General features: G+C 67.9%; 16 protein-coding genes. 11 read left to right on the forward strand and 5 right to left on the reverse strand.

The features are described from left to right. The first annotated feature begins 240 nt into the window (after positions 1-240). From ACMDW7_RS05805 to ACMDW7_RS05815, 3 genes are all read left to right on the forward strand, one after another. A complete protein-coding gene (locus ACMDW7_RS05805) occupies positions 241-651 on the forward strand; it encodes an antitoxin Xre/MbcA/ParS toxin-binding domain-containing protein (protein ID WP_377302459.1) in 411 nt (136 codons plus the stop codon). 49 nt (positions 652-700) lie between these two features. After that, positions 701-1414, forward strand: a complete 714-nt coding sequence (locus ACMDW7_RS05810) for an RES family NAD+ phosphorylase (protein ID WP_377302457.1) — start codon at positions 701-703, stop codon at positions 1412-1414. Positions 1415-1713: 299 nt separating this feature from the next. Next, positions 1714-2343, forward strand: coding sequence for a fatty acid desaturase CarF family protein (locus ACMDW7_RS05815; protein ID WP_377302455.1), 630 nt, complete (start codon positions 1714-1716; stop codon positions 2341-2343). 81 nt (positions 2344-2424) lie between these two features. On the opposite strand, the gene ACMDW7_RS05820 is transcribed toward ACMDW7_RS05815, so the two are convergent. After that, the gene (locus tag ACMDW7_RS05820; RefSeq protein ID WP_377302453.1) at positions 2425-2844 is read right to left on the reverse strand and encodes a hypothetical protein; all 420 of its coding nucleotides are present in this window, start codon (positions 2842-2844) and stop codon (positions 2425-2427) included. Positions 2845-2861: 17 nt separating this feature from the next. Next, positions 2862-3881 carry an AraC family transcriptional regulator gene (locus ACMDW7_RS05825; RefSeq protein ID WP_377302596.1) on the reverse strand — a complete coding sequence of 340 codons (1020 nt, stop codon included), beginning with the start codon at positions 3879-3881 and terminating at the stop codon, positions 2862-2864. A gap of 292 nt (positions 3882-4173) precedes the next feature. Here ACMDW7_RS05825 and ACMDW7_RS05830 point away from each other — a divergent pair, with 292 nt between their 5' ends. The 7 genes from ACMDW7_RS05830 (at position 4174) to ACMDW7_RS05860 (ending at position 13788) form a co-directional block, all read left to right on the forward strand. Continuing rightward, positions 4174-4716, forward strand: a complete 543-nt coding sequence (locus ACMDW7_RS05830; RefSeq protein WP_377302451.1) for a carboxymuconolactone decarboxylase family protein — start codon at positions 4174-4176, stop codon at positions 4714-4716. A 495-nt stretch (positions 4717-5211) separates the two neighbouring features. Further along, positions 5212-5982: a Crp/Fnr family transcriptional regulator gene (locus ACMDW7_RS05835; protein WP_377302449.1), complete on the forward strand. Its 771-nt coding sequence runs from the start codon at positions 5212-5214 to the stop codon at positions 5980-5982. Between the two features lie 132 nt (positions 5983-6114). Beyond that, entirely contained in the window at positions 6115-7008 is an 894-nt protein-coding gene (locus ACMDW7_RS05840) for a B12-binding domain-containing protein (RefSeq protein ID WP_377302447.1), read from the forward strand. Positions 7009-7314: 306 nt separating this feature from the next. Next, on the forward strand, positions 7315-7899 hold the full coding sequence (locus ACMDW7_RS05845; protein WP_377302445.1) for a MarR family winged helix-turn-helix transcriptional regulator: 585 nt from the start codon (positions 7315-7317) through the stop codon (positions 7897-7899). 109 nt (positions 7900-8008) lie between these two features. After that, positions 8009-9301: an efflux RND transporter periplasmic adaptor subunit gene (locus ACMDW7_RS05850; RefSeq protein ID WP_377302443.1), complete on the forward strand. Its 1293-nt coding sequence runs from the start codon at positions 8009-8011 to the stop codon at positions 9299-9301. A gap of 14 nt (positions 9302-9315) precedes the next feature. After that, complete coding sequence (locus ACMDW7_RS05855; protein ID WP_377302441.1) at positions 9316-12444, forward strand: efflux RND transporter permease subunit; 3129 nt, start codon at positions 9316-9318, stop codon at positions 12442-12444. A gap of 174 nt (positions 12445-12618) precedes the next feature. Continuing rightward, on the forward strand, positions 12619-13788 hold the full coding sequence (locus tag ACMDW7_RS05860; RefSeq protein ID WP_377302439.1) for a hypothetical protein: 1170 nt from the start codon (positions 12619-12621) through the stop codon (positions 13786-13788). A gap of 178 nt (positions 13789-13966) precedes the next feature. On the opposite strand, the gene ACMDW7_RS05865 is transcribed toward ACMDW7_RS05860, so the two are convergent. The 3 genes from ACMDW7_RS05865 to ACMDW7_RS05875 are packed head-to-tail and all read right to left on the reverse strand — an operon-like array spanning position 13967 to position 17361. Beyond that, on the reverse strand, positions 13967-15535 hold the full coding sequence (locus ACMDW7_RS05865; protein WP_377302437.1) for a malonate--CoA ligase: 1569 nt from the start codon (positions 15533-15535) through the stop codon (positions 13967-13969). A gap of 45 nt (positions 15536-15580) precedes the next feature. After that, positions 15581-16372, reverse strand: coding sequence for an enoyl-CoA hydratase/isomerase family protein (locus ACMDW7_RS05870; protein ID WP_377302435.1), 792 nt, complete (start codon positions 16370-16372; stop codon positions 15581-15583). Beyond that, positions 16372-17361 (reverse strand): Bug family tripartite tricarboxylate transporter substrate binding protein, encoded by a 990-nt coding sequence (locus ACMDW7_RS05875; protein WP_377302433.1) that lies wholly within the window; start codon positions 17359-17361, stop codon positions 16372-16374. The genes ACMDW7_RS05870 and ACMDW7_RS05875 overlap by 1 nt, the downstream gene beginning before the upstream one ends. Before the next feature lie 300 nt (positions 17362-17661). Here ACMDW7_RS05875 and ACMDW7_RS05880 point away from each other — a divergent pair, with 300 nt between their 5' ends. After that, a complete protein-coding gene (locus tag ACMDW7_RS05880; protein WP_377302431.1) occupies positions 17662-20010 on the forward strand; it encodes a PhoX family protein in 2349 nt (782 codons plus the stop codon). Positions 20011-20055: the final 45 nt, after the last annotated feature.

Genomic DNA, 20055 nt, shown 5'->3' on the forward strand with positions numbered 1-20055 from the left:
GCGCACCGTGTAAGCGGCGGCAGAGGCCTTCCGGAGCGCCAATATTGAAAGAAGGGGGCCGCTTGTCCAGAGCGCGGTTTCAGCGATTCTGCTTGCATTGGAAACAATCATTACCTATAGTTCCATGTGAAAGCCTTCATGCAACGCCGGAACCTGGTTTACACCGTCCCCCGTTTTGCCGCCTGAATGACCCAAGCACGGTCCAAAGCAGGCGGCACATGCCTCGAAAGCCGCCACCCCATGGCCACGATTCATTCCCTCAAGCGCCCCGTTGCCCACGCGTTACCCGTCGCGGACGGCGCAGACGCTGCTCAGGTGCTGGGCAAGGCCACCGCGCGCGCCGCCCAACTGCTGGGCCTGAGCGGTGCGGCGCTGGCCCGCACTTTGGGCACGAGTGAGGCGACCATCTCGCGCCTGATGCGCGGCGAGCGCGGGCTGGACCCGCAGAGCAAGGAAGGCGAGCTCGCCCTGCTGCTGGTGCGCCTGTACCGCTCGCTGGACGCACTGGTGGGCAATGAGGACGAGCGCCGCATCGACTGGATGCGCAGCCACAACAGCGCGCTCAACGGCACGCCGCGCGAGCTGATCCTGAGTGCGCAGGGGCTGGTCATGACCCTGGCCTATGTGGACGCCATGCGCGCGCCGATCTAGCGCGGCATTACGCCCTCCGCCGCCCGTCTGCGTCTGAACCGAAACCCTGATGGCCCGCTACGCCTGGCGCAATGAGTGGTGGGCCACGGCCGGCCAGCGCGCAGCCGAACTCTGGCGTGGCGTCGAGGCGCAGCACCGTGTGGCCACCATGCGTCTGGTCGACACGCTCGCAGAACAAGCCCTGCTCGAAGACCTGCTCGAAGGCAGTAAACCCCCCCCGCCGCGCCTGCCCGCGGGCGGCAGCCCGTTGCACTACCTGCTCTACAGCCCCTTCCGCTACCGCAGCCAGCACGCCTCGCGCTTTCGGCGTGGTGGCGAACTCGGCGTCTGGTACGGCGCAGAAAGCCTCACCACCGCCGCGAGCGAAGTGGGCTACTGGCGCTGGCGCTTCCTGATGGACAGCGATGGCCTGAAGAAATCCGCCCTGCAGACCCAGCTCACCTTCTTCAAGGCGGAGGTGGCTGGCACGGCCATCGACCTCTCCGAGCCGCCCTGGGCGGACAGCGAGCGCCAGTGGACGCACGAGACCGACTACGAAGACTGCCAGCAACTTGCTACTGCTGCCCGCAAGCGCGGTGTCCAGTGGCTGCGCTACCGCTCGGTGCGCCACCCGCCCGGCCATTGCGGCGCCGTGTTCGAGCCCCAGGCTCTGAGTCTGCGCGAACCCCACGCCGTACAGACCTGGGCCTGCAAGGTCACTGCGCAGCGCGTGTGGCTGGTGGGTGAGGGTGGCGAGGTGGAGTTGAAGTTTCCGGCCACGTGAGCCGGGCGCGGCGCGCAGCTTCTGGACGTGCTTTCCGCTTGTCTGGCGGGCGTTTTCAGGCGGTTTGGGCTGGAGAACGGCTTCCAGAGCCGATCTTCATCCCCCGTCCTTGGCCGGCGGTGCGGACAGGATCCCGCTCGATGGCTCGTGCGCGCCGCAAGCGCTCCTGCACGCCGCACGCCACCGCCAGTCGCGCCGCCTGCGCCCGCCGCAGGCTTTCGTAGCCAGCGCACACCGCCGCCCGTCAAGCTCCGCTCCACCTCAACCAAGGAAAGGAGCAGGGCGAAAGCCCGGCACACATGAATAGCCTTCAGGATCTGGGTGCGACGACTGCGATCAGCGCGGCGTCCGAGACGATGTCGAGCCTGATGTCCACAGCGACGCCGACACTCCTCGCCGCTGCCGGCGCGGTGCTGCTGGCCGACTTTGCCAGCGGCCTCGTGCACTGGGCCGAAGACGCCTATGCCCGCAGGGACACGCCCGTGATCGGAAAGTGGATCGGCGAAGCCAACCTGGAGCATCACGTCAAGCCCCGCGCCTTCGTAGCCCGCGGCTACTGGGCCAGCTCCTGGGACCTGATCCTCGCGGCCAGCCTCGTCGTCGTTGGCGCATGGTGGCTCGACCGGCTCGACTGGACCGTCTGGCTCTTTGCCCTCGTGGCTGCGAATGCCAACCAGATCCACAAATGGGCGCACCGCGCGCCGCACGAGAACGGCTGGCTGATCACCCAGCTGCAGCGCTTCAAGCTCATCCAGACCCAGCGCCACCACGCCCGCCACCACACCGGCAAGAAAGACAGCCACTACTGCAGCGTGACCAACTTCCTCAATCCGCTGCTGGAAGAGCTGGAATTCTGGAAGCTGCTGGAGCGCGGGCTGGCGAAGGTCGGCATCCATCGACGCGCGGATCCGACCGCTGAAGCCCGGTAACTGCTGGATGGATTGGCTCTGGATGCGGTTCTTCAGGCCAAAGTGGCTGGAGAGCCGCACCAGACAAGCGGAAAGGCGTATTCAGTGGGCTCGCGGCGAGCCCGTCGAAGCCAAGCGAGCGAGGCCCCAGGGTATCAGCGCAAACACGCCCAGCATCAGCAGATACGCGCTGCCGGAGACCGGGTCGCGGCTGGCGATGTAAGCGGAGATGGTTTGCCCCTGCAGCGCCACGGCGAGCAGCAACTCCGCCGCCACCATCAGCGCGAGCGCTGCGCCGCCCACCGCCAGCCGTACCGCAGCGGTGGTGGGTAGCCCGAAGCGGCGCGCGATGAAGCGGGCCGCCAGAACAATCACCACGGCCATCACCGGCATTTCGATCAGCTCGGCGATGCGCACACCCAGACGCGGTACGAGCAGCGGCACCCGGATGGCGCCCAGCGCAAAGCCTGTGCCAAACACGAGCGCGAAGTAGCCCAGTGCGGCCAGCAGCGCTTTGTGCATGAGGTCTGTCGGCCGAGTCACTGGAGCTGCTTCAACCAATCCCGCGGCGACACCCCCAGACGCTGGGCGAATGCACGTGACAGCGCCGAAGCATTCGCATAGCCCAGATCAGCCGCCACAGTCTTGACCGGTTTGCCGCTGCGCAGCCAGCTCTTGGCCAGCGTGAGGCGCCAGTCGGTGAGATAGTCGGCCGGAGGCTGGCCGACGACGCTGCGAAAGCGTGCCGCAAATGCGCTGCGCGACAGGCCGGCCACCCCGGCCATGCGCGCAAGCGGCCAGGCCTGGCCGGGCTGCTCGTGCATCGCGGTCAGGGCACGGGCAAGCGAAGGGTCGGACAGGCCGGCGATGAGGCCGGCATTGAGACCGGCATTGAGACCGGCATTGAGACCGACATTCAGCCCAGCATTGAGGCTGCCGTGAAGGGGGCCGATGGTGCCCGCGCTCGCCGGGCTGAGCACTTGCGCGGATCGGTTCGAGTCTGCGGCGGTCGGCGCAAGCTGCGCGATCGACTCGCCGCTCGCTTGTGCAGTCGATGCGCGTGCCGCCGCCTGCGCGCGATGGTCCAGCAGCCAGCGCAGGATCTGGATCAGCAGCACTTCGAACAGCCGGTCGGCGAGCACGCGCTGGCCGCACCGCACCTGTTCGGTTTCGGCAAAGAGCAGGGCGATGGTGTGTTCGATGCCCTGCACCTGGGCCAGGGGCAGGGCCACCAGCGGCGGCAGGGCGCGGACCAGCGGGTGCTGCTCGCCGCCCTCAAAGTCCAGCGTGGCGCAGACGAGCTGCGAGCCGTCCTGCGGCGGGTTGTGGAAGGTGTGGTCCAGCGGCCGCGGGTACAGCAGCAGGCTGGGCTCGTTCAGGCGGAGGGTGCCCAGGCCGCTGGCAGCGCGATGTTCCACGGCCATGCTGCCGGCGCGCAGCACGTGCAGGAAGGCGCGGCCGGGCTCGGCGGCCAGGTGGGTGCTGCCGCAGAGCTGGCCCATGTGAAACAGGTGGGCATGGACGCGGAAGCGCTCAAACAAGGCGGAGAGCCGGTCCACGGTGATCGAAGCTGCCGGCGCCGACATGCTCGGGTTCGGGGCGGGGGCCGGTGCGCAGCCGGGGTGTTGCGACAGCTTGTCCATGATTCAGCTTAGATCTGGATGAATTGGCATGAAAGATAGACGATAAGAATCTCTTAGTCTTGGATTCGCATTCAGAATGCCATCCATCGAGCCGCTCCAAACCGCTGCCCGATCACCGGCAACACCCGCCATCACGGCGGATTCGGAGGTTTCTGTCTATTCAGAAACTTTGCAAATTCAGTTTCAACCCCATTCAGGAGGTTCTGCCATGTCCCGCATCAATCTCGATACCGCCCTCGTTCCTGCCGCCAGCCAGCCCATCCTCGGTCAGATCCACGGCGCCTTCGGCGGCGTGCCCAACATGTTCAAGGCGGTCAGCAATTCGCCCGCCGCACTGCAAAGCATGTGGGCAGCATTCGGCGCCCTGGGCGGCGGCACGCTCGGTGCCAAGCTGGGCGAACAGATCGCCGTGGCGATTGCCAACCGCAACGGCTGCGACTACTGCCTGGCGGCGCACACCGGGCTGGGCCGCAAGGCCGGCGCCACGGCCGAGGAAATGAGCGCCGCGCAGGCCGGTCAGGCGGCTGACCCGCGCACCGCCACTGCACTGCGCTTTGCGCTCAAGGTGGTCAGCGAGCGCGGCGCCGTGACCGAGGCCGACGTGGCCGCTGTACGCAGCGCAGGGTTTGGCGACGAGCAGATCGTCGAGATCCTTGCCCACGTGGCCCTGAACCTGTTCACCAACTATGTGAATGTGGCGCTGGACACGCCGGTGGACTTTCCGCGTGTGGCGCTGAAGAAGGCCGCCTGATCCTCCATTCAGCCCGCCACAGCAATGCAAGAGTGAGTGTGGGTGCGGTTCTTCAGGCCCAAGTACCTGAAGAACCGCCTGGATCATGCGATAAGCGTGCGAGGGCGCGGAGCGTGTCTCCGCTTTGCGCCGCGTCCGATGGTCGGTCCGGATCTCAAGCCCTTCGGAGGGCGGCGCGGACAGGCGGCTTGCGACACGCGCGCTTGCGCTGTGCGGATCTGGCCGATCACATGTTGCCGGCGTGCATCAGCGGTGCGACCAACCGCTTCATGAGCCGTAAACGATGTCGTGAGACTTGGACACGCTGTCCAGTGTTTGTTCGATAGATGGTCGTTCACGTACGCCTTTTGTCGCCGGCTTCGTGCATGGACCTTCTCTGAATGCACGCATGGCGCATGGGGTTACCCCGCAGCTGCAGCCCGAATCGCGCTAGTGTTTTGACACAGGACAGTGTCAAGCGCCGTGAGCAGCGCATGATGCGTGCGGGGAGGGCCCATGGATACACGAGCAGCACATCCGCAGCCTGCAGCGGGCCGCACGCGCCAAGCGGACCACGGCTGCACGCACTGCCCGGTGCGTAGCCGCTGCGTCATGGGTGCGGTGCCCGCGCATCTGCTCGTGCCGCTCGAGGCCGAGTTGGTTCGGCGCGTGACGGTGCGGCGCGGCGAGCTGGCGGTGCATCCGGGGCAGCCCTTCGAGGCGCTGCGCGTGGTGCGCACCGGCACGCTCAAGGTCTCGCAGAGCACGCCCTCGGGGCGCGAACATGTGTCCGACTTCGTCATGCCCGGCGACCTGATCGGCGTCGATGCGATTGTCAGTGCCGAGCATCTGGCGCAGGTGCAGGCGCTGGATGACGCGCAAGTCTGCGTGCTGCCCTTTGCCCGGCTGGAGCGGGTGTGCGCGGAGCATCCGCAGGCGCAGCGCAGCTTGCACCGCGCCATCGGCGCGCAGATCGCGCGCGAGCAGGGCATGCTGCAGCTGCTGCAGCGCAGTGCCGCCACGCAGCGGATTGCCGCCTTCCTGCTGGGCTGGGGGCTGCGCATGCAGGCGCGGGGCTTTTCGCGCGATGAGTTCGAGCCGCGCATCACGCAGCGAGCCCTGGCCGCTTTCCTGAATCTGCGCCCGGAGACGCTCAACCGTGCATTGCACGGTCTGCAGAAGGCCGGACTGCTGAGCTTCAGCGCCCGGCAGGTGCAGATCCATGACCGCGACGCGCTGTTGCGGCTGATCGATGATGACGAGGCTGCCGCGCGTCTTGCCGGCTGATCGGGCCCAACCGGCCGTACGGACCCGACGGGCCCGTGGAGGCCCTTGTCAGGCGCGGGCAGGAACGGCCAGCCGCACCGACAAGGCGCCGGGTCGCATGACCACCACCCTGAACGCCACGGCGGGGTACCCATGGTGACCACTGGAGGCCAGGCACAGGGTGAAGCGCCGGCGGGCGACGCAGCGCACTGTCGGCGCGCCATGCGCTCGGTATTGGAGGCGCAGATCATTCCGCGCCTGCTGGCCGCGCATGGCCTCGGGCACCACGCGCACGCCGTCGAGGCGCAACAGGCTGCGGCGGGGCAGGGCGCGGCAGCCGCAGAGCAGCCGAGCACCCAGGCGAAGGGTGAAGCTCCCGCGGGCATCGGCCCCACCGAGATCGAGGCCCTGGCCCGCGCCTGTGCCGGCGCAGACGCCGAGCGTGCTCGTGAGCAACTGGCGGCCTTCCAGGCGCAGGGCCTGCCGGACGAGACGCTGTTCCTGGCGCTCATCGGGCCGGCGGCGCGCTGGCTGGGTGCGGCCTGGGAGGACGACCGCCTCGGCTTTTCCGACGTCACGGTGGGGCTGGCGCTGCTGCATGAGCTGGTGCACGAACTCAGCGGCCAGCCTGCGATGGGGCCGTCGCCCCTTGAGGAGCGCCGCATCCTGCTGGCCTGTGCGCCCGGCTCGCAGCATGTGCTCGGGCTGGCGATCGTGGCGGTGCTTTTCGCGCGCGAGGGCTGGGCCGTCACACTTGAACCCGCTGCCACCGCGCAGGCGCTGTGCGCTGCCATCGAGGCGGAGTCCTTTGACGTGCTTGGCCTGTCGGTCGCGCTGGACAGCCAGCTCGAAGCGCTCGGCCCGCTCATCAGCCGCCTGCGCGCGGCGTCCCGCAACCGGCAGTGCGCAGTGCTGCTGGGTGGGCCGCTGTTTACTCGCCGCCCCCTGGCGCCCGAGGCGCTTGGGGCCGACGCCATCTCGGCCGATGCGCACGCCTGCATCCGCGTGGCCGCGGCGCTTGTGGCTGATCGGGCGCCGCGCGGCTGAGGGGTGGCGAGCAGCGCCTCAGTCGTTGGAACGGCGAGTTCCGCCCCGCGCTAGCCGCGTGCACCGCCTTATCGCGCTTCTGGTGCGGCTTTCCAGCCATTTTGGTCTGAAGAGCCGCACCAGAAGCCAATCTCACTTTTGGCACTTGTGGGCCTCATCGTGCCGTTCGGCCCGTTTGTAGGCCATCTGTTGCACAAAAAGAAACTTTCGGTGCCCTCAAATAATTAGGGAACTAATTGTTAGCTTGCTAACCATATGCATGACAGCGGTTGCAGCCCCGTGCCCTGCGCCCACCCGAAAGCACCCATGACCACCGAACCCAGCCTGATCTTTCCGGAACCCAGCGAGCGGGTCCTGCTGATGGATGCCACCGCACGCCAGCTCTTTGCGCTCACCCGCGAGTGGCGCCGTGTGCTGGGCGAGCGTCTCGCGCCGCACGGCATGAACGAAGCCTCCTGGCGTCTGCTGCTGCATCTCGACTTTCTCGGCGGCTCCGTGGCGCAGGCGCGCCTGGCCGAGCAGATGGGCATCGAGACGCCCACCCTGGTGCGACTGCTCGACCGCATGGTGCGTGACGGCTGGGTGCAGCGCCGCGCGCACGAGCATGACCGGCGCATCAACCTGGTCGAACCCACCGAGCGCGGCCGCGCCATCATGAAACAGGTGTCGGCCGAAGCAGCGTCGCTGCGCCTGGCCGTGTTTGCCGGATTGGATGACGGCGATCTCGCGGCCCTGGCCGGCGCGCTGGACCGCCTGCACGAAGCGCTGCAGGCCCCGGCCGCCCGCGTGAGCCAGGCACTGCCGGAGCCCGGCAGCGACGCCACGCCCGCACAGCAGCGCGCCTCCACCACCCGGGCCGCCGCCACGGCAGGCGTATCGCCGCCCGCCTAGGGCGCGCAGGTCTTGCACCGGCCGCTGTTGCCCCGTCTCCCCGCAACGTCCGTCCCGCGCCTCTTCGTTCCCGGCACTTCACAGAACGCTCTTCCTGACGAGCTGCACCATGAACCCCTTGCACAACACTTCTTCCACACCGTCTTCCATCCCGTCGACCTCGCCTGCCGCAGCGCCCTGGATCAGGCGGCGTGGCCCCTGGATGCTGCTGCCGGCCGCCGCTGTCGCCTGGCTGGCGTGGCATGCCCTGACCCCCGCAGCGCAGACCGACAAGCCGGTCGCAGCCGGCGCATCCGCGCCCGCCGTGGTGGTGGGCACCGTGCAGGCGCGCAAGGCGCCGTTTGATGTGCTGCTGCAGGCCACCGGCAACGTGAGCGCTTTGGAAAGCGTGGACCTGCGCGCCCAGACCACCAGCACCGTGCAGCGCGTGCACGTGAAGGAGGGCGATGTGGTTCAGGCCGGCCAGCTGCTGTTCACGCTCGATGACCGCGCCGACCGGGCAAACCTCGAAAAGGCGCGCGCCCAGATGGCGCGCGATGTGGCGCAGCTCGCCGATGCGCAGCGCCAGCTCGATCGCAGCCGCGAGTTGGTGGCCAAGGGCTTCCTGTCGCAAAGCGCGGTCGATACGAACCTCTCGCAGGTGGAGTCCCTGCAGGGCGCTGTGCAGGCGGATCAGGCCGCCGTGCGCGCTGCCGAGGTGCAGCTGAGCTATGACAGTGTGCGCGCACCCATCAGCGGGCGCATCGGCGCCGTCAACACCCAGGTCGGCACCCTGGTGCTGGCCAATGCGGGTGCCACGCCCATGCTCACCATCACGCGCATGAATCCGGTGACTGTGAGTTTCACCCTCCCCGAGGCGCAGCTGCAGCGGGTGCTGGCCAGCCGCCGCGCGGGCGAGGTGGCTGTCACGGCCCAGGCGGCCGGCAGCCCCCAGCCCGTGCAGGGCAAGCTGGTCTTCATCGACAACGCGGTGGACACCACCGTAGGTGGCATCCGCGCCAAGGCGCAGTTCAGCAATGACGAGCAGCGTCTGTGGCCCGGCCAGTCGGCGCGCGTGCAGGTGCGTGTGGACACCCTGGCCGATGCGGTGCAACTGCCGTTGGCGGCGCTGATCAACACCGGCGATGGCATGCAGGTTTATGTGGTCAGTGAGGGCGCAGCCCAGCCGCGCAAGGTGGCGGTGCAGGCGCAGAACGAGCTGATCGCTGCAGTGACCGGACTGAAGGGTGACGAGACCGTGGTGGTGGAGGGCAAGCAGAACCTGCGCCCCGGCAGCAAGGTGCGCGTGGCTGCGGCCGATGGCCAGGGCCGGCCCGCCAGCAAGGGTGAAGGCCAGGGCAGCGGTGGGGCGCCTGAACCTGCCAAGGCCGACGCTGCCCAGCCTGGCGCCGGCAAGGCCTGAGCGGGGCGTACATCATGAACGTCTCTGAACTCTCGATCCGCCGCCCGGTGATGGTGGTGCTGCTGTCGATCGCCCTGGTGATCGGCGGTGTGTTCGCCTACAGCAGGATCCCGGTGGCTGCGCTACCCAGCTTCAACACGCCGGTCATCACGGTGTCGGCCTCGCTGCCCGGCGCGGCGCCCGACACCATGGCCTCCTCGGTGGCGTTGCCGCTCGAGAAGCAGTTCTCCACGATCGACGGCATCAAGCTCATCAGCTCGGTCAACACCTTGGGCAGTACGCAGATCACGCTCGAGTTCGTCCCCAGCCGTGACATCGACGCCGCCGCCGTGGACGTGCAGGCCGCGCTCTTGCGCGCCCAGCGTGCGCTGCCCGCGGCCATGACGCAGCTGCCGTCCTACCGCAAGGTCAATCCGGCCGACGCGCCCGTGCTGCTGATGGCCATGACCTCGCCCTCGATGCCGATGTCCGACCTCAACGACTATGCCGAGAATCTGGTGGCGCCGGCCCTCTCCACGGTGGAGGGCGTGGCCCAGGTCAACATCTTCGGCCAGCGGCGCTATGCGGTGCGCGTGCGCGTCAATCCGGATGCGCTCAGCGCCCGCAACCTGAGCATTGATGAAGTGGTCGCCGCATTGCGTGCCGCCAATGACAACGCGCCCGTGGGCATTCTCGACGGCCGGCAGCAGACCCTCACGCTGCAGGCCAATGACCAGCTGCGCAATGCCGCGCAGTGGCAGGAGGTCATCGTGGCCAGCCGCAACGGCCAGCCGGTGCACCTGAAGGAGGTGGCGCAGGTGCTCGACAGCTTCGAGAACATCCGCACCGCCGGCAGCTACAACGGCGAGCGCGCCATCGTGCTGGCCGTGCAGCGCCAGCCCAATGCCAACACCGTGCAGGTGGTGGACGGCATCCTGAAGATGCTCCCCGGCTTCAAGGCGCAGATGCCTGCATCGATCAACATCACGCCGGTGAATGACCGCTCGATCTCCATCCGCGAGGCCCTGCACGACGTGAACCTCACCCTGGCGCTCACCGTGCTGCTGGTGGTGCTGGTGATCTGGCTGTTCCTGAAGCGTGCCGCGGCCACCTTCATTCCCGCGGCGACGATCCCGATCTCCCTCATCGGCGCGCTCTCGCTGTTCTATGCCCTGGGCTACAGCCTGAACAATGTCTCGCTGCTGGGCATCACCCTCGCGGTCGGCCTAGTGGTGGACGACGCGATCGTCGTGCTCGAGAACATCGCTCGCCACATCGAGGAGGGCATGGCGCCGCTGAAAGCCGCCCTGCAGGGCGCGCGCGAGGTCGGCTTCACCATCGTCTCCATCTCGCTGTCTCTGGTGGCCGTGTTCATTCCCATTTTCTTCATGCCGGGCACCATCGGCCTGCTCTTCCACGAGTTTGCGGTGGTGGTGGGCCTGTCCATCCTGGTCTCGGCTGCGGTCTCGCTCACGCTGGTGCCCATGCTGGCCAGCCGCATCCTGCGCGCCGAGAACCTGCATGCCCAGCGCCAGGACCCCTGGGTGCTGCGTCAGTTCGAGCGCGGCTTTGTGGCCGTGCAGTCGGCCTATGCACGCAGCCTGGACTGGGCGCTGGCGCACCGCCGCACTGTGGCTGCCGTGGCCCTCGGCAGCTTTGCGCTCACGGCCCTGCTGTTCTGGGTCATCCCCAAGGGCTTCTTTCCGGAAGAGGATGTGGGGCAGATCCAGGTGACAACCGAAGCCGGCGAGGACGTGTCCTTTCTGCGAATGGTGGAGCTGCAGGACCAGGTGGCCAATGTCCTGCGCGCCGACCCGAATATCAAGGACATGACCTCCTTCATCGGCGGTGGCGCGGGCGCCGGCAACACCGGGCGCATGTTCATCGTGCTCAAGCCCCGGGGCGAGCGCCCGCCCATGGCCAAGGTGCTCGAAGGCCTGCGGGCCCGGGCGCGCACGGTGCCCGGCATCGCGGTCTATCTGCGGCCGGTGCAGAACCTGCAGCTCGGCGGCCGCCAGAGCAAGGCGCGCTACCAGTTCACCCTGCAGAGCGTGAGTGCCGATTCGCTCAATGACTGGGCCAACAAGCTGCAGGACGTGCTGCGCAACGACCCGAAGTTCCGCGACGTGACCAGCGACAGCCAGAACCGCGGCCTGCAGGCCAGCCTGCGCATCGATGAAGCCCGCGCTGCCGTGCTCGGCGTGAGCATGGCCGATCTGCGCAGCGCGCTGTACAGCGCGTTCGGCGACAGGCAGGTCTCCACGATCTACACGTCTTCGAGCAGCTACCAGGTGATCCTCGAGGCCGATGACGCCTACCGCCAGTACACCGATGCGCTGACCCGCATTGCCCTGCGCAGCAAGACGGGCGCGCTGGTGCCGCTGTCGTCCTTTGCCACGGTGGAACGCACGGTCGGACCCACGGCCGTGAACCATCAGGGCCAGCTGCAGGCCATCACCCTGTCGTTCAACCTGGCGCCCAACGTGCCCCTGGGCGATGCGACCCGGCGCATCGACGAGGCGGTGCGCCAGATCCAGCTGCCGGCCAGCGTCATCACCAGCTACGGCGGCGACGCCGCCGTCTTCCAGGAAAGCCAGGGCGGGCAGGCGGTGCTGCTGGTGGCCGCACTGTTCGTGATCTATGTGCTGCTGGGCGTGCTCTACGAGAGCTATATCCACCCCATCACCATCCTCGCGGGCCTGCCCTCGGCGGCGGTGGGCGCGCTGCTCGCGCTCAAGCTCTTCGGCATGGAGCTGACGCTGATCGCCACCATCGGCATCCTGATGCTGATCGGCATCGTCAAGAAGAACGCCATCATGATGATCGACTTCGCCCTGCATGCGCAGCGCGAGCGGGGTACGAACCCGGCTGCGGCCATCCGTGAGGCCTGCGTGCTGCGCTTCCGGCCGATCATGATGACCACCCTGGCTGCACTCATGGGTGTGCTGCCGATTGCGGCGGGGCTGGGTGCCGGAGCCGAGCTGCGCCAGCCCCTCGGTGTGGCCGTGGTGGGCGGGCTGCTGTTCTCCCAAGCCATCACGCTCTACATCACGCCGGTGATCTATCTGTACCTGGACCGCTGGAGCGGCTCTGGCCCGCGCGTGCTGCCAGGCGATGCCGCGCCCGGACGCGCGGAGCCTGTGGCCGTGCCTTCGGGCGAATGATGCGGCCCGCGCCCCATTGCGCGTTCCTGTGCACAAGGTTCCTTTGCTTTACATGCTTTCACATGCTGTCGGTGATCTGACAAGCCCCGGTGCTTCCGCCAGCCAGCGGGCACCAAGTTCGCCGCCCCGGCTCTCAGTGCGGGTACCTGTCGCCATTCAAGAAAGGACGCAATCATGAAGTCCAGTCACCGCGCCTCCGTATCTTCGCCATCGTCATTTGCGCCGTACAGCGGCCGGCTGCGGCCGGCGGCGCTCGCAGTGGTGCTGATGGTGCTCTGTGCTGCGCAATTCCCAGCGTCGGCCTCAACGCCTGTGCCGCGCCAGGCGGTCACTCTGTCGGGCCACGACGCTGTGCAGGACGCGGCTGATGGCTCGCTGCCTTGGGCGGCGGATGGCCAGCGCTGGTGGTCGCGCTTCGAGGACCCCACGCTCAACCTGCTGCAGGCCGTGCGCATCTCGCGCGGCGGCGAGCCAGTGGCGCCGCTGGTGCCCGGCGCCTCGCCGGATGTGGACCTCGTGCTGAGCTACATCGGTGCGCGCAGCTTTGCGCTGCGTCTGCGCGTGGCTCTGGAGGGCCGCGACATCACGGCGCGCCAGCTGGCTGTGGCCCGGCAATCCGGCAACAGCACCACGGCCATGCTCAACGCCCTCACCGAGCGCCTGCAGCGCATGGACGGTCTGGTGAATGTCTATGCCGGCAAGCAGGAGGAGTTTTCTGGGCATCTGGCCCAGCTCACGGGCATGTCGCCGGCCGGCATCAGCCGTACCCTGCCCACCCCCAGCAGCATCATCGAGCTGCCCGTGGTGCATGCCCCTGTACCGCTGCGCCTGCCCGCCAGCCTCGCAGCGGGTCTGGGTGGAGCCTCATCTTCCGGCTCGGACGCCGCATGGATCTACCCGATCTCCGCAGCCACCGAGAGTAAGGCTGCAGCCCTGCACGCCAAGGCCGCCAAGGCGGATGCGCACGCACAGCGAACCAAGGGCAGCACCACGGCCACCCAGACAGCGAATGCGGCGGCCGCCACGCTGGAGCAGACACTCGCCCGCAGCCTGACCGTGCTCGGTGCCAGTGCCACCCGCACACTGAATGCGCTGGCGCGGCTGGAATCTGCGCAGCGCCAGGAGGGCATGCTGGCGGTGGACGCGCCGGAAGGGCGCGCGCTGGAGCTGGAGCGTCTGGAGCGGCAGCAGGCCACCGTGGCTCTGGCCGATGCTGCGGCCGAGGCCATCACTGAAACCGCGCTGGCCTGGGTGGACCTGTTTGCACAGACCCGCGGCCAGCTGCTGCCCGATCCCCTGCTCGCGCAGCAGCCTGATGCGGAGGACGCGGCACCGGAGCAGTAATGCGTGCAGGTTGCGGCATCGGTGGTCGTTGCTGCGGCGCCAGGTGCCCGCCAGTGTGGTCTGCGCTTGTGCTTCTCGCCTAATCCATGCGGTTCTTCAGCCCGTTTGGCCTGAAGAACCGCACCAGACGGCCTTCTCGTCGATCAGGGGGCTTGCGCTGGCGGGCGCAGGCGCTTCTTTACTTGAAGGTGGCGGCGTAGGTCTCGCGCAGCACGTTCTTCTGCACCTTGCCCATGGTGTTGCGCGGCAGCTCGGCCAGCACCCAGATGCGCTTGGGCACCTTGAAGGCGGCAATCTCGCCCTTGAGCTTGGTGATCAGCGCGTCGCCATCCAGTTGCGCGCCCGCTTTGGGGATGACCACGGCGCAGACCGCCTCGCCGAAGTCGGGGTGCGGCACGCCGATCACGGCGCTCTCGTCCACGCCGGGCTGGTCGTCAAGCCAGCCTTCAATTTCCTTGGGGTAGACGTTGTAGCCGCCGGTGATGATGAGATCCTTGCTGCGGCCCACGATCGTCACGTAGCCGTCGCCCGAGAGCTTGCCCACGTCGCCGGTCTTGAAGAAGCCGTCGGCCGTGAACTCTGCGGCCGTCTTCTCCGGCATCTTCCAGTAGCCGGCAAACACGTTCGGCCCCTTGACCTCGATGCCGCCGATCTCGCCTGCGGCGCATGGCTTGCCGCCGTCGCCCATGATGCGCAGCTGTACGCCGGGCAGGGCCGGGCCCACGGTGCCGGCGCGGCGGTCTGCGGCTTGGCCGGCACCTTTCGGGTGATAGGGGTTGGAGGTCAGCATGATGGTCTCGCTCATGCCGTAGCGCTCCAGGATCATCTGCCCGGTAGCCTGCGCAAACTGGCGGTGCGTCTCGGCCAGCAGCGGCGCGCTGCCGCTGATGAACAGGCGCATGCCCTTGCACTGCTTGCGCGTCAGTTCGGGCTGCGCCAGCAGGCGCACATACATGGTGGGCACACCCATGAACACGGTGGCGTGGGGCAGCAGCTTCACGGCCTCGCCGGCGTCGAACTTGTTGCACCAGATCATGCGGGCGCCGGCCAGCAGCGCCGCATGGCAGGCCACGAACAGGCCGTGCACATGGAAGATGGGCAGCGCATGCAGCAGCACGTCCTTCTCGCTGAAGCCCCAGAAGCGGTGCAGGGTCTGCGCATTGGAGAGCATGTTGCCGTGGGTGAGCATGGCGCCCTTGCTGCGGCCGGTGGTACCGCTGGTGTAGAGGATGCAGGCGAGATCGCTCGCATCCCGGTCCAACGTGGCAAAGGTGTCTGCATGGCGGCTGGCTGCAGCCAGCAGGCTCTGCGGTGCGGTCAGGTTGGGCGCCGCATCCAGCGTGAACACATGGGCTACGCCGTGGCGCTGGGCAATGGGCGCCAGCGTGGCCAGCGTTGAGCTTGCGCACACCAGCACGGCGGGCTGCGCGTCGCCGATGAAGTAGTCCATCTCCGCGGCCTGATAAGCCGTGTTCAGCGGCAAGTACACGTACCCGGCGCGCAGCACGGCGAGATACAGCATCAGGTTTTCGACGCTCTTGTCCACCTGCACGGCCACGCGGCTGCCAGCGGGCAGCTTCAGGCTGGCCAGCAGGTTGGCGATACGGCCGGACGCGCCGAGCACATCGGCCCAGCTCCAGGCACGCATGTCGGTGCTGTCGGCCGGCAGGATGGCGGCGGCACGCAGCGAGCGGCCGTGCTGTTTGTGGATGGCGGCTTCAAAGGCAGAGAAGAGGTTGCTGTTCATGGTTGGTGCGCAGCGCGTCGCTGCGGGTGGATGTCGCGGGAACGTTCAGGGCTTGCCAAAGTGCGGCGCGCGCCGCTCAAGAAACGCGAGGATGCCTTCGCGGTAGTCCGGTGAATCAAGAAACACATAGGGGTCTGGGCACTGCCCGCGCGCCAACTGCTTGGCCACAGCGACAGCGGCGGGTGCCGTCTGACTCACGCGGCGCGCGAGATCGGCCAGCTGCCATTCAAAGCCGGCGCGCGGCCACACATGCTGCAGCATGCCCAGGGCCAGAGCGCGCGGCGCCTCGATCAGCTCTCCGCTCACCAGCAGGCCCATGGTGGCCGCGCGGCCGAAGGCGCTGCTGACCACCTGCCACTCAAAGGGCGCCAGCGGAAAGCCCTTGTGAAGCACCGGCGCACCGAAGCGTGCGTCGTTGTTGGCCACCCGCAGATCGCAGCAGGCGGTCAGCTCCAGGCCGCCGCCCACGCAGTCGCCCTCGATGCCGGCGATCAGCGGCTTGTCCAGCGCCAGCAGGGCGGTCAGTGCCGGGCGAATGACGTCCTCGTGATAGGCCGTGCCTGTGGCTCGGTCATGCCGCACCGTGGGCATTTCGGAGATGTCCGCCCCCGCGCAGAATTGGCCGCCCACGCCGCGCAGCACGATGCAGCGCACCGCCGGCATGTCGGCCAGCAGCCGGGCACTCTGCGTGATCTGGTGCCACATCGCCACCGTCAGCGCATTGCGCCGCGCCGGATTGCTGATGTGCAGGGTGGCGATCGGGCCGTCAAGGACCAGATTGATCTGGCCCGGCGCGGCCGGGTTAGCGGCCGCGCGGGGGTGCGATGCCTCGCCCATCAGTCGAGCTTGGCTCCCGAGGTCTTGGTCACCTGCGCCCAGCGTGTGATCTCGGCCTGGATGAAGCGGGTGAAGGCTTCGGGGCTCATGGCCACGTTCGTGTCCGAACCATTGTTGGTCCAGGTTTCGCGCAACTCCGGCGACTGAAGCGCGTCACTGACTTCCTTGTGCATGCGTTTGAGGATCTCAGGCGGCGTGCCCTTGATGCCCCAGATGCCGTACCAGGTCGAGACTTCATAGCCGGGCAGGCCGGCCTCCGCCGCCGTGGGCAGGTTGGGGAAGCCGGGCGCGCGGGTCTTGGAGGCCACAGCCAGCGCCTTGATGCGGCCACCGCGGATATGCTGCGCGCTCGAACCCAGGCCATCAAACATCATGTCCACGCTGCCGCCGATCAGGTCGGTCAGTGCCGGGCCGGCGCCGCGGTACGGAATGTGCGTGATGAAGGTCTTGGTCTGCTGCTTGAACAGCTCGCCTGCCATGTGGTGTGAGGTGCCGTTGCCCGCGCTGCCGTAGTTGAGCTTGGCGGGGTTCTTGCGCAGGAAGTCCAGCAGGCCCTTCAGATCATTGGCCGGCACCTTCTGCGGATTGACCACGATCACCTGCGGCGGGTTGGCGATCATCGTCAGGGGCAGCAGGTCTCGCGTGATGTCGTAGTCCAGCTTCGGGTAGAAGCTCGGCGCGATCGAGTGGTGCACCGCGCCCACAAAGAAGGTGTAGCCGTCACCGGCCTGCTTGGCAGCAAAGCTCGCGCCCACCGTGCCCCCGGCTCCGCCTCGGTTGTCGATGATGACCTGCTGGCCCAGCTGCTTGGACAGGCGTGCCGCCAGCGGGCGTGCAAACGCATCCGTGCCGCCCCCAGCCGGGAAAGGCACTACGAGCGTGATGGGCTTGGCCGGCCAGCTCTGTGCAAGTGCCGGTGCGCTGGTCGCGGCCAGCAGTCCGACGCCGGCGACGAGCGCGGTGGTCAGGCGGGTGAGGGTGGAACGCATCAGGCAGTCTCCTTGTTGTGCTGTGACGTCCGCGTTCGGGTGCGAGCAGCGCGGCGTGTCTGGCATTGGAGATTGTGACAGTGCCACCGAGCCTCCGCACTTTCCCGAGGTGTGAGCAGCCTTTCCCGGAGGTGTGGAGTACCGCGGCGCGCGCGCTGTCATGCAAGGGATAACCCTTTATCGCCGTCCTGTAACCCGGCTGTAGCAGAAATGACATCGACGGCACCGAGACTGCCGCCCGGGGCCTATGTCGGCCACCCACGGAACACCAGCAGTGCCGCGGAAGCGGCCGGAGGAAGCATGAACGGAATCACGCGTCGGGAACTGATGTCTCTCGAAATCACGGCTGACATCGAGCAGGTCGGCACCAATCCGAGCACCACCGAGAACTTCATGAGCTTGGTGCACAAGCGCATGGACCGCCGCCAGATGCTGCGCGTCTCAGGCGGCGGCGTGACCCTGGCCGCCATCGGCAGCATGGGCCTGACCGCCTGCGGCAGCGACAGCAGCCCCGCGCCGGCCCCGACACCTGCACCGGTGGCCCCGCAGCCCATCACCACGCTGAACTTCAGCGCCGTGAGCAAGTCTCTGGCCGACCGTTTCATCGTGCCCACCGGCTACACCGCCCGCGTGGTCTACCGCACTGGCGACCCGATTGCCGCCGGCGTGCCCGCCTACACCAACGCTGGCACCGATGACCCCGCCACCTACGACCGCCGCGCTGGCGACTGCCATGACGGTGTCGAGTACTACGGCCTGAATGACGCCGGCACCGCACGCGATGTGAACGGCAGCAACCGCGGCATCCTGGCGATGAACCACGAGTACGTCGTGCCCCAGTTCCTCCACCAGAACGGCGTGACCGCCGGCACCACCCGCGTGCAGGCCGAAGTGGATCGCGAGATCGCCATGCACGGCGTGTCTGTCGTCGAGATGATGAAGCAGAACGCCAGCGGCGCCTTTGACGCGACCGGCACCTGGGGCTATGTGCAGAACTCCGCACGCAACCGCCGTATCACCGCAGCCACGCCGATCGAAATCTCCGGCCCGCTGCGCGGCAATGCCGCCATGGTCACCAAGTACAGCCCGACCGGTGTGCGCACCCGCGGCACCCTGAACAACTGCGGCACGGGCACCAGCTTCTGGGGCACCCTGCTGACCTGCGAGGAAAACTGGGCAGGCTACTTCCTGCGCCCCAGCGCCACCGACAACCTCAACCGCAGCGCCAAGGAGATCTTTGCCCTGCAGCGCTACGGTGTGGGTGGTGACCGCTACGGCTGGAGCCGCGTGACCGCCGCCAACGCCGCCGACCAGGACAACTACGCCCGCTGGACAGCCACCGTCACCCCCGGTGCAACGGCCGCCGATGACTACCGCAACGTGGCCAACACCTTCGGCTGGGTGGTCGAAATCGACCCCTATGACGTGACCGCTGTGCCCAAGAAGCGCACCGCCATGGGACGCTTTGCACACGAGGCCTGCGTGGCCAACACGCCGGTGGTCGGCCAGCCCCTGGCCTTCTACATGGGCGACGACTCCCGTGGCGACTACATCTACAAGTTCGTCTCCGAAGCTGTGTGGAGCGCCGACGACGCCAATGCCACCAACCGCATGGCGATCGGTGACAAGTACCTAGACCGCGGCACCCTGTACGTGGCCAAGTTCAACGCTGACGGCACCGGCACCTGGCTGCCCATCACCCTGGCTGCCGTGCAGGCCGCCCAGGCTGCCGCCGGTGGCACCCCCGCCTACGTGTTTGCGGACCAGGCCGATGTGCAGCTGAACACCCGCCTGGCTGCTGACGCCCTGGGCGCCACGCCGATGGACCGCCCGGAGTGGGGCGCCGTGAACTACGCCACGCGCGACATCTACTTCACGATGACCGAGGCCAATGCCAGCGCGGGCCGCACCGGCCGCCGCGCGGACAACATCGACGGCGCCAACCCCCGCTTCTATCAGGACCAGCGCGGCGCCACGCCCAGCGGTGCAGCAGCCACCACCAACACGGGCAACACCTTTGGCCACATCGTGCGCATGGCTGAGACCAACCAGAACGCAGGCAGCACCACCTTCAACTGGGACGTGTTCCTCTTCGGCGCACAGGCCGATTCCGACCCCGCCCGCGTGAACCTGTCCGGCCTGACCAGCGCCAACGACTTCGCGCGCCCCGATGGCCTGTGGTTCAGCCCGAATACCGGCCTGGCCTGGATCCAGACGGACGACTCCGGCGCCCTGCTGGACCAGACCAACTGCATGATGCTGGCCTGCGTGGCCGGCCGCGTGGGTGATGGCCAGGTGCTGGCCGCCCAGCCCGCCAGCACCGCCGCCGTCGGTAGCACGCCCGCTGGCGCACAGCTGGCCGCCACGCGCGTGGGCCGTCAGGTCACCGAGAGCACGCTCAAGCGCTTCCTGGTCGGCCCGCTGGACTGCGAAATCACCGGCGTGATCGAAACCCCGGATGGCCGCACCATGTTCGTGAACGTGCAGCACCCCGGTGAAGACACACCCAACGCCGCCATCCCCACGCCGGCTTCCTACACCAGCTTCTGGCCCACGGCTGAAAAGGGTGCCGCTGGCGCAACGCCGGCCCGACCGCTGTCGGCCACGGTGGTCATCACCAAGACGGACGGTGGCCGCATCGGCAGCTGATGGTGACTTGACGCGGCGGTGAGCGATTCATCGCCGCGTCATTCA

This window comes from Piscinibacterium candidicorallinum (assembly GCF_047549485.1).
Taxonomy (GTDB): Bacteria; Pseudomonadota; Gammaproteobacteria; order Burkholderiales; family Burkholderiaceae_C; genus Piscinibacterium; species Piscinibacterium candidicorallinum.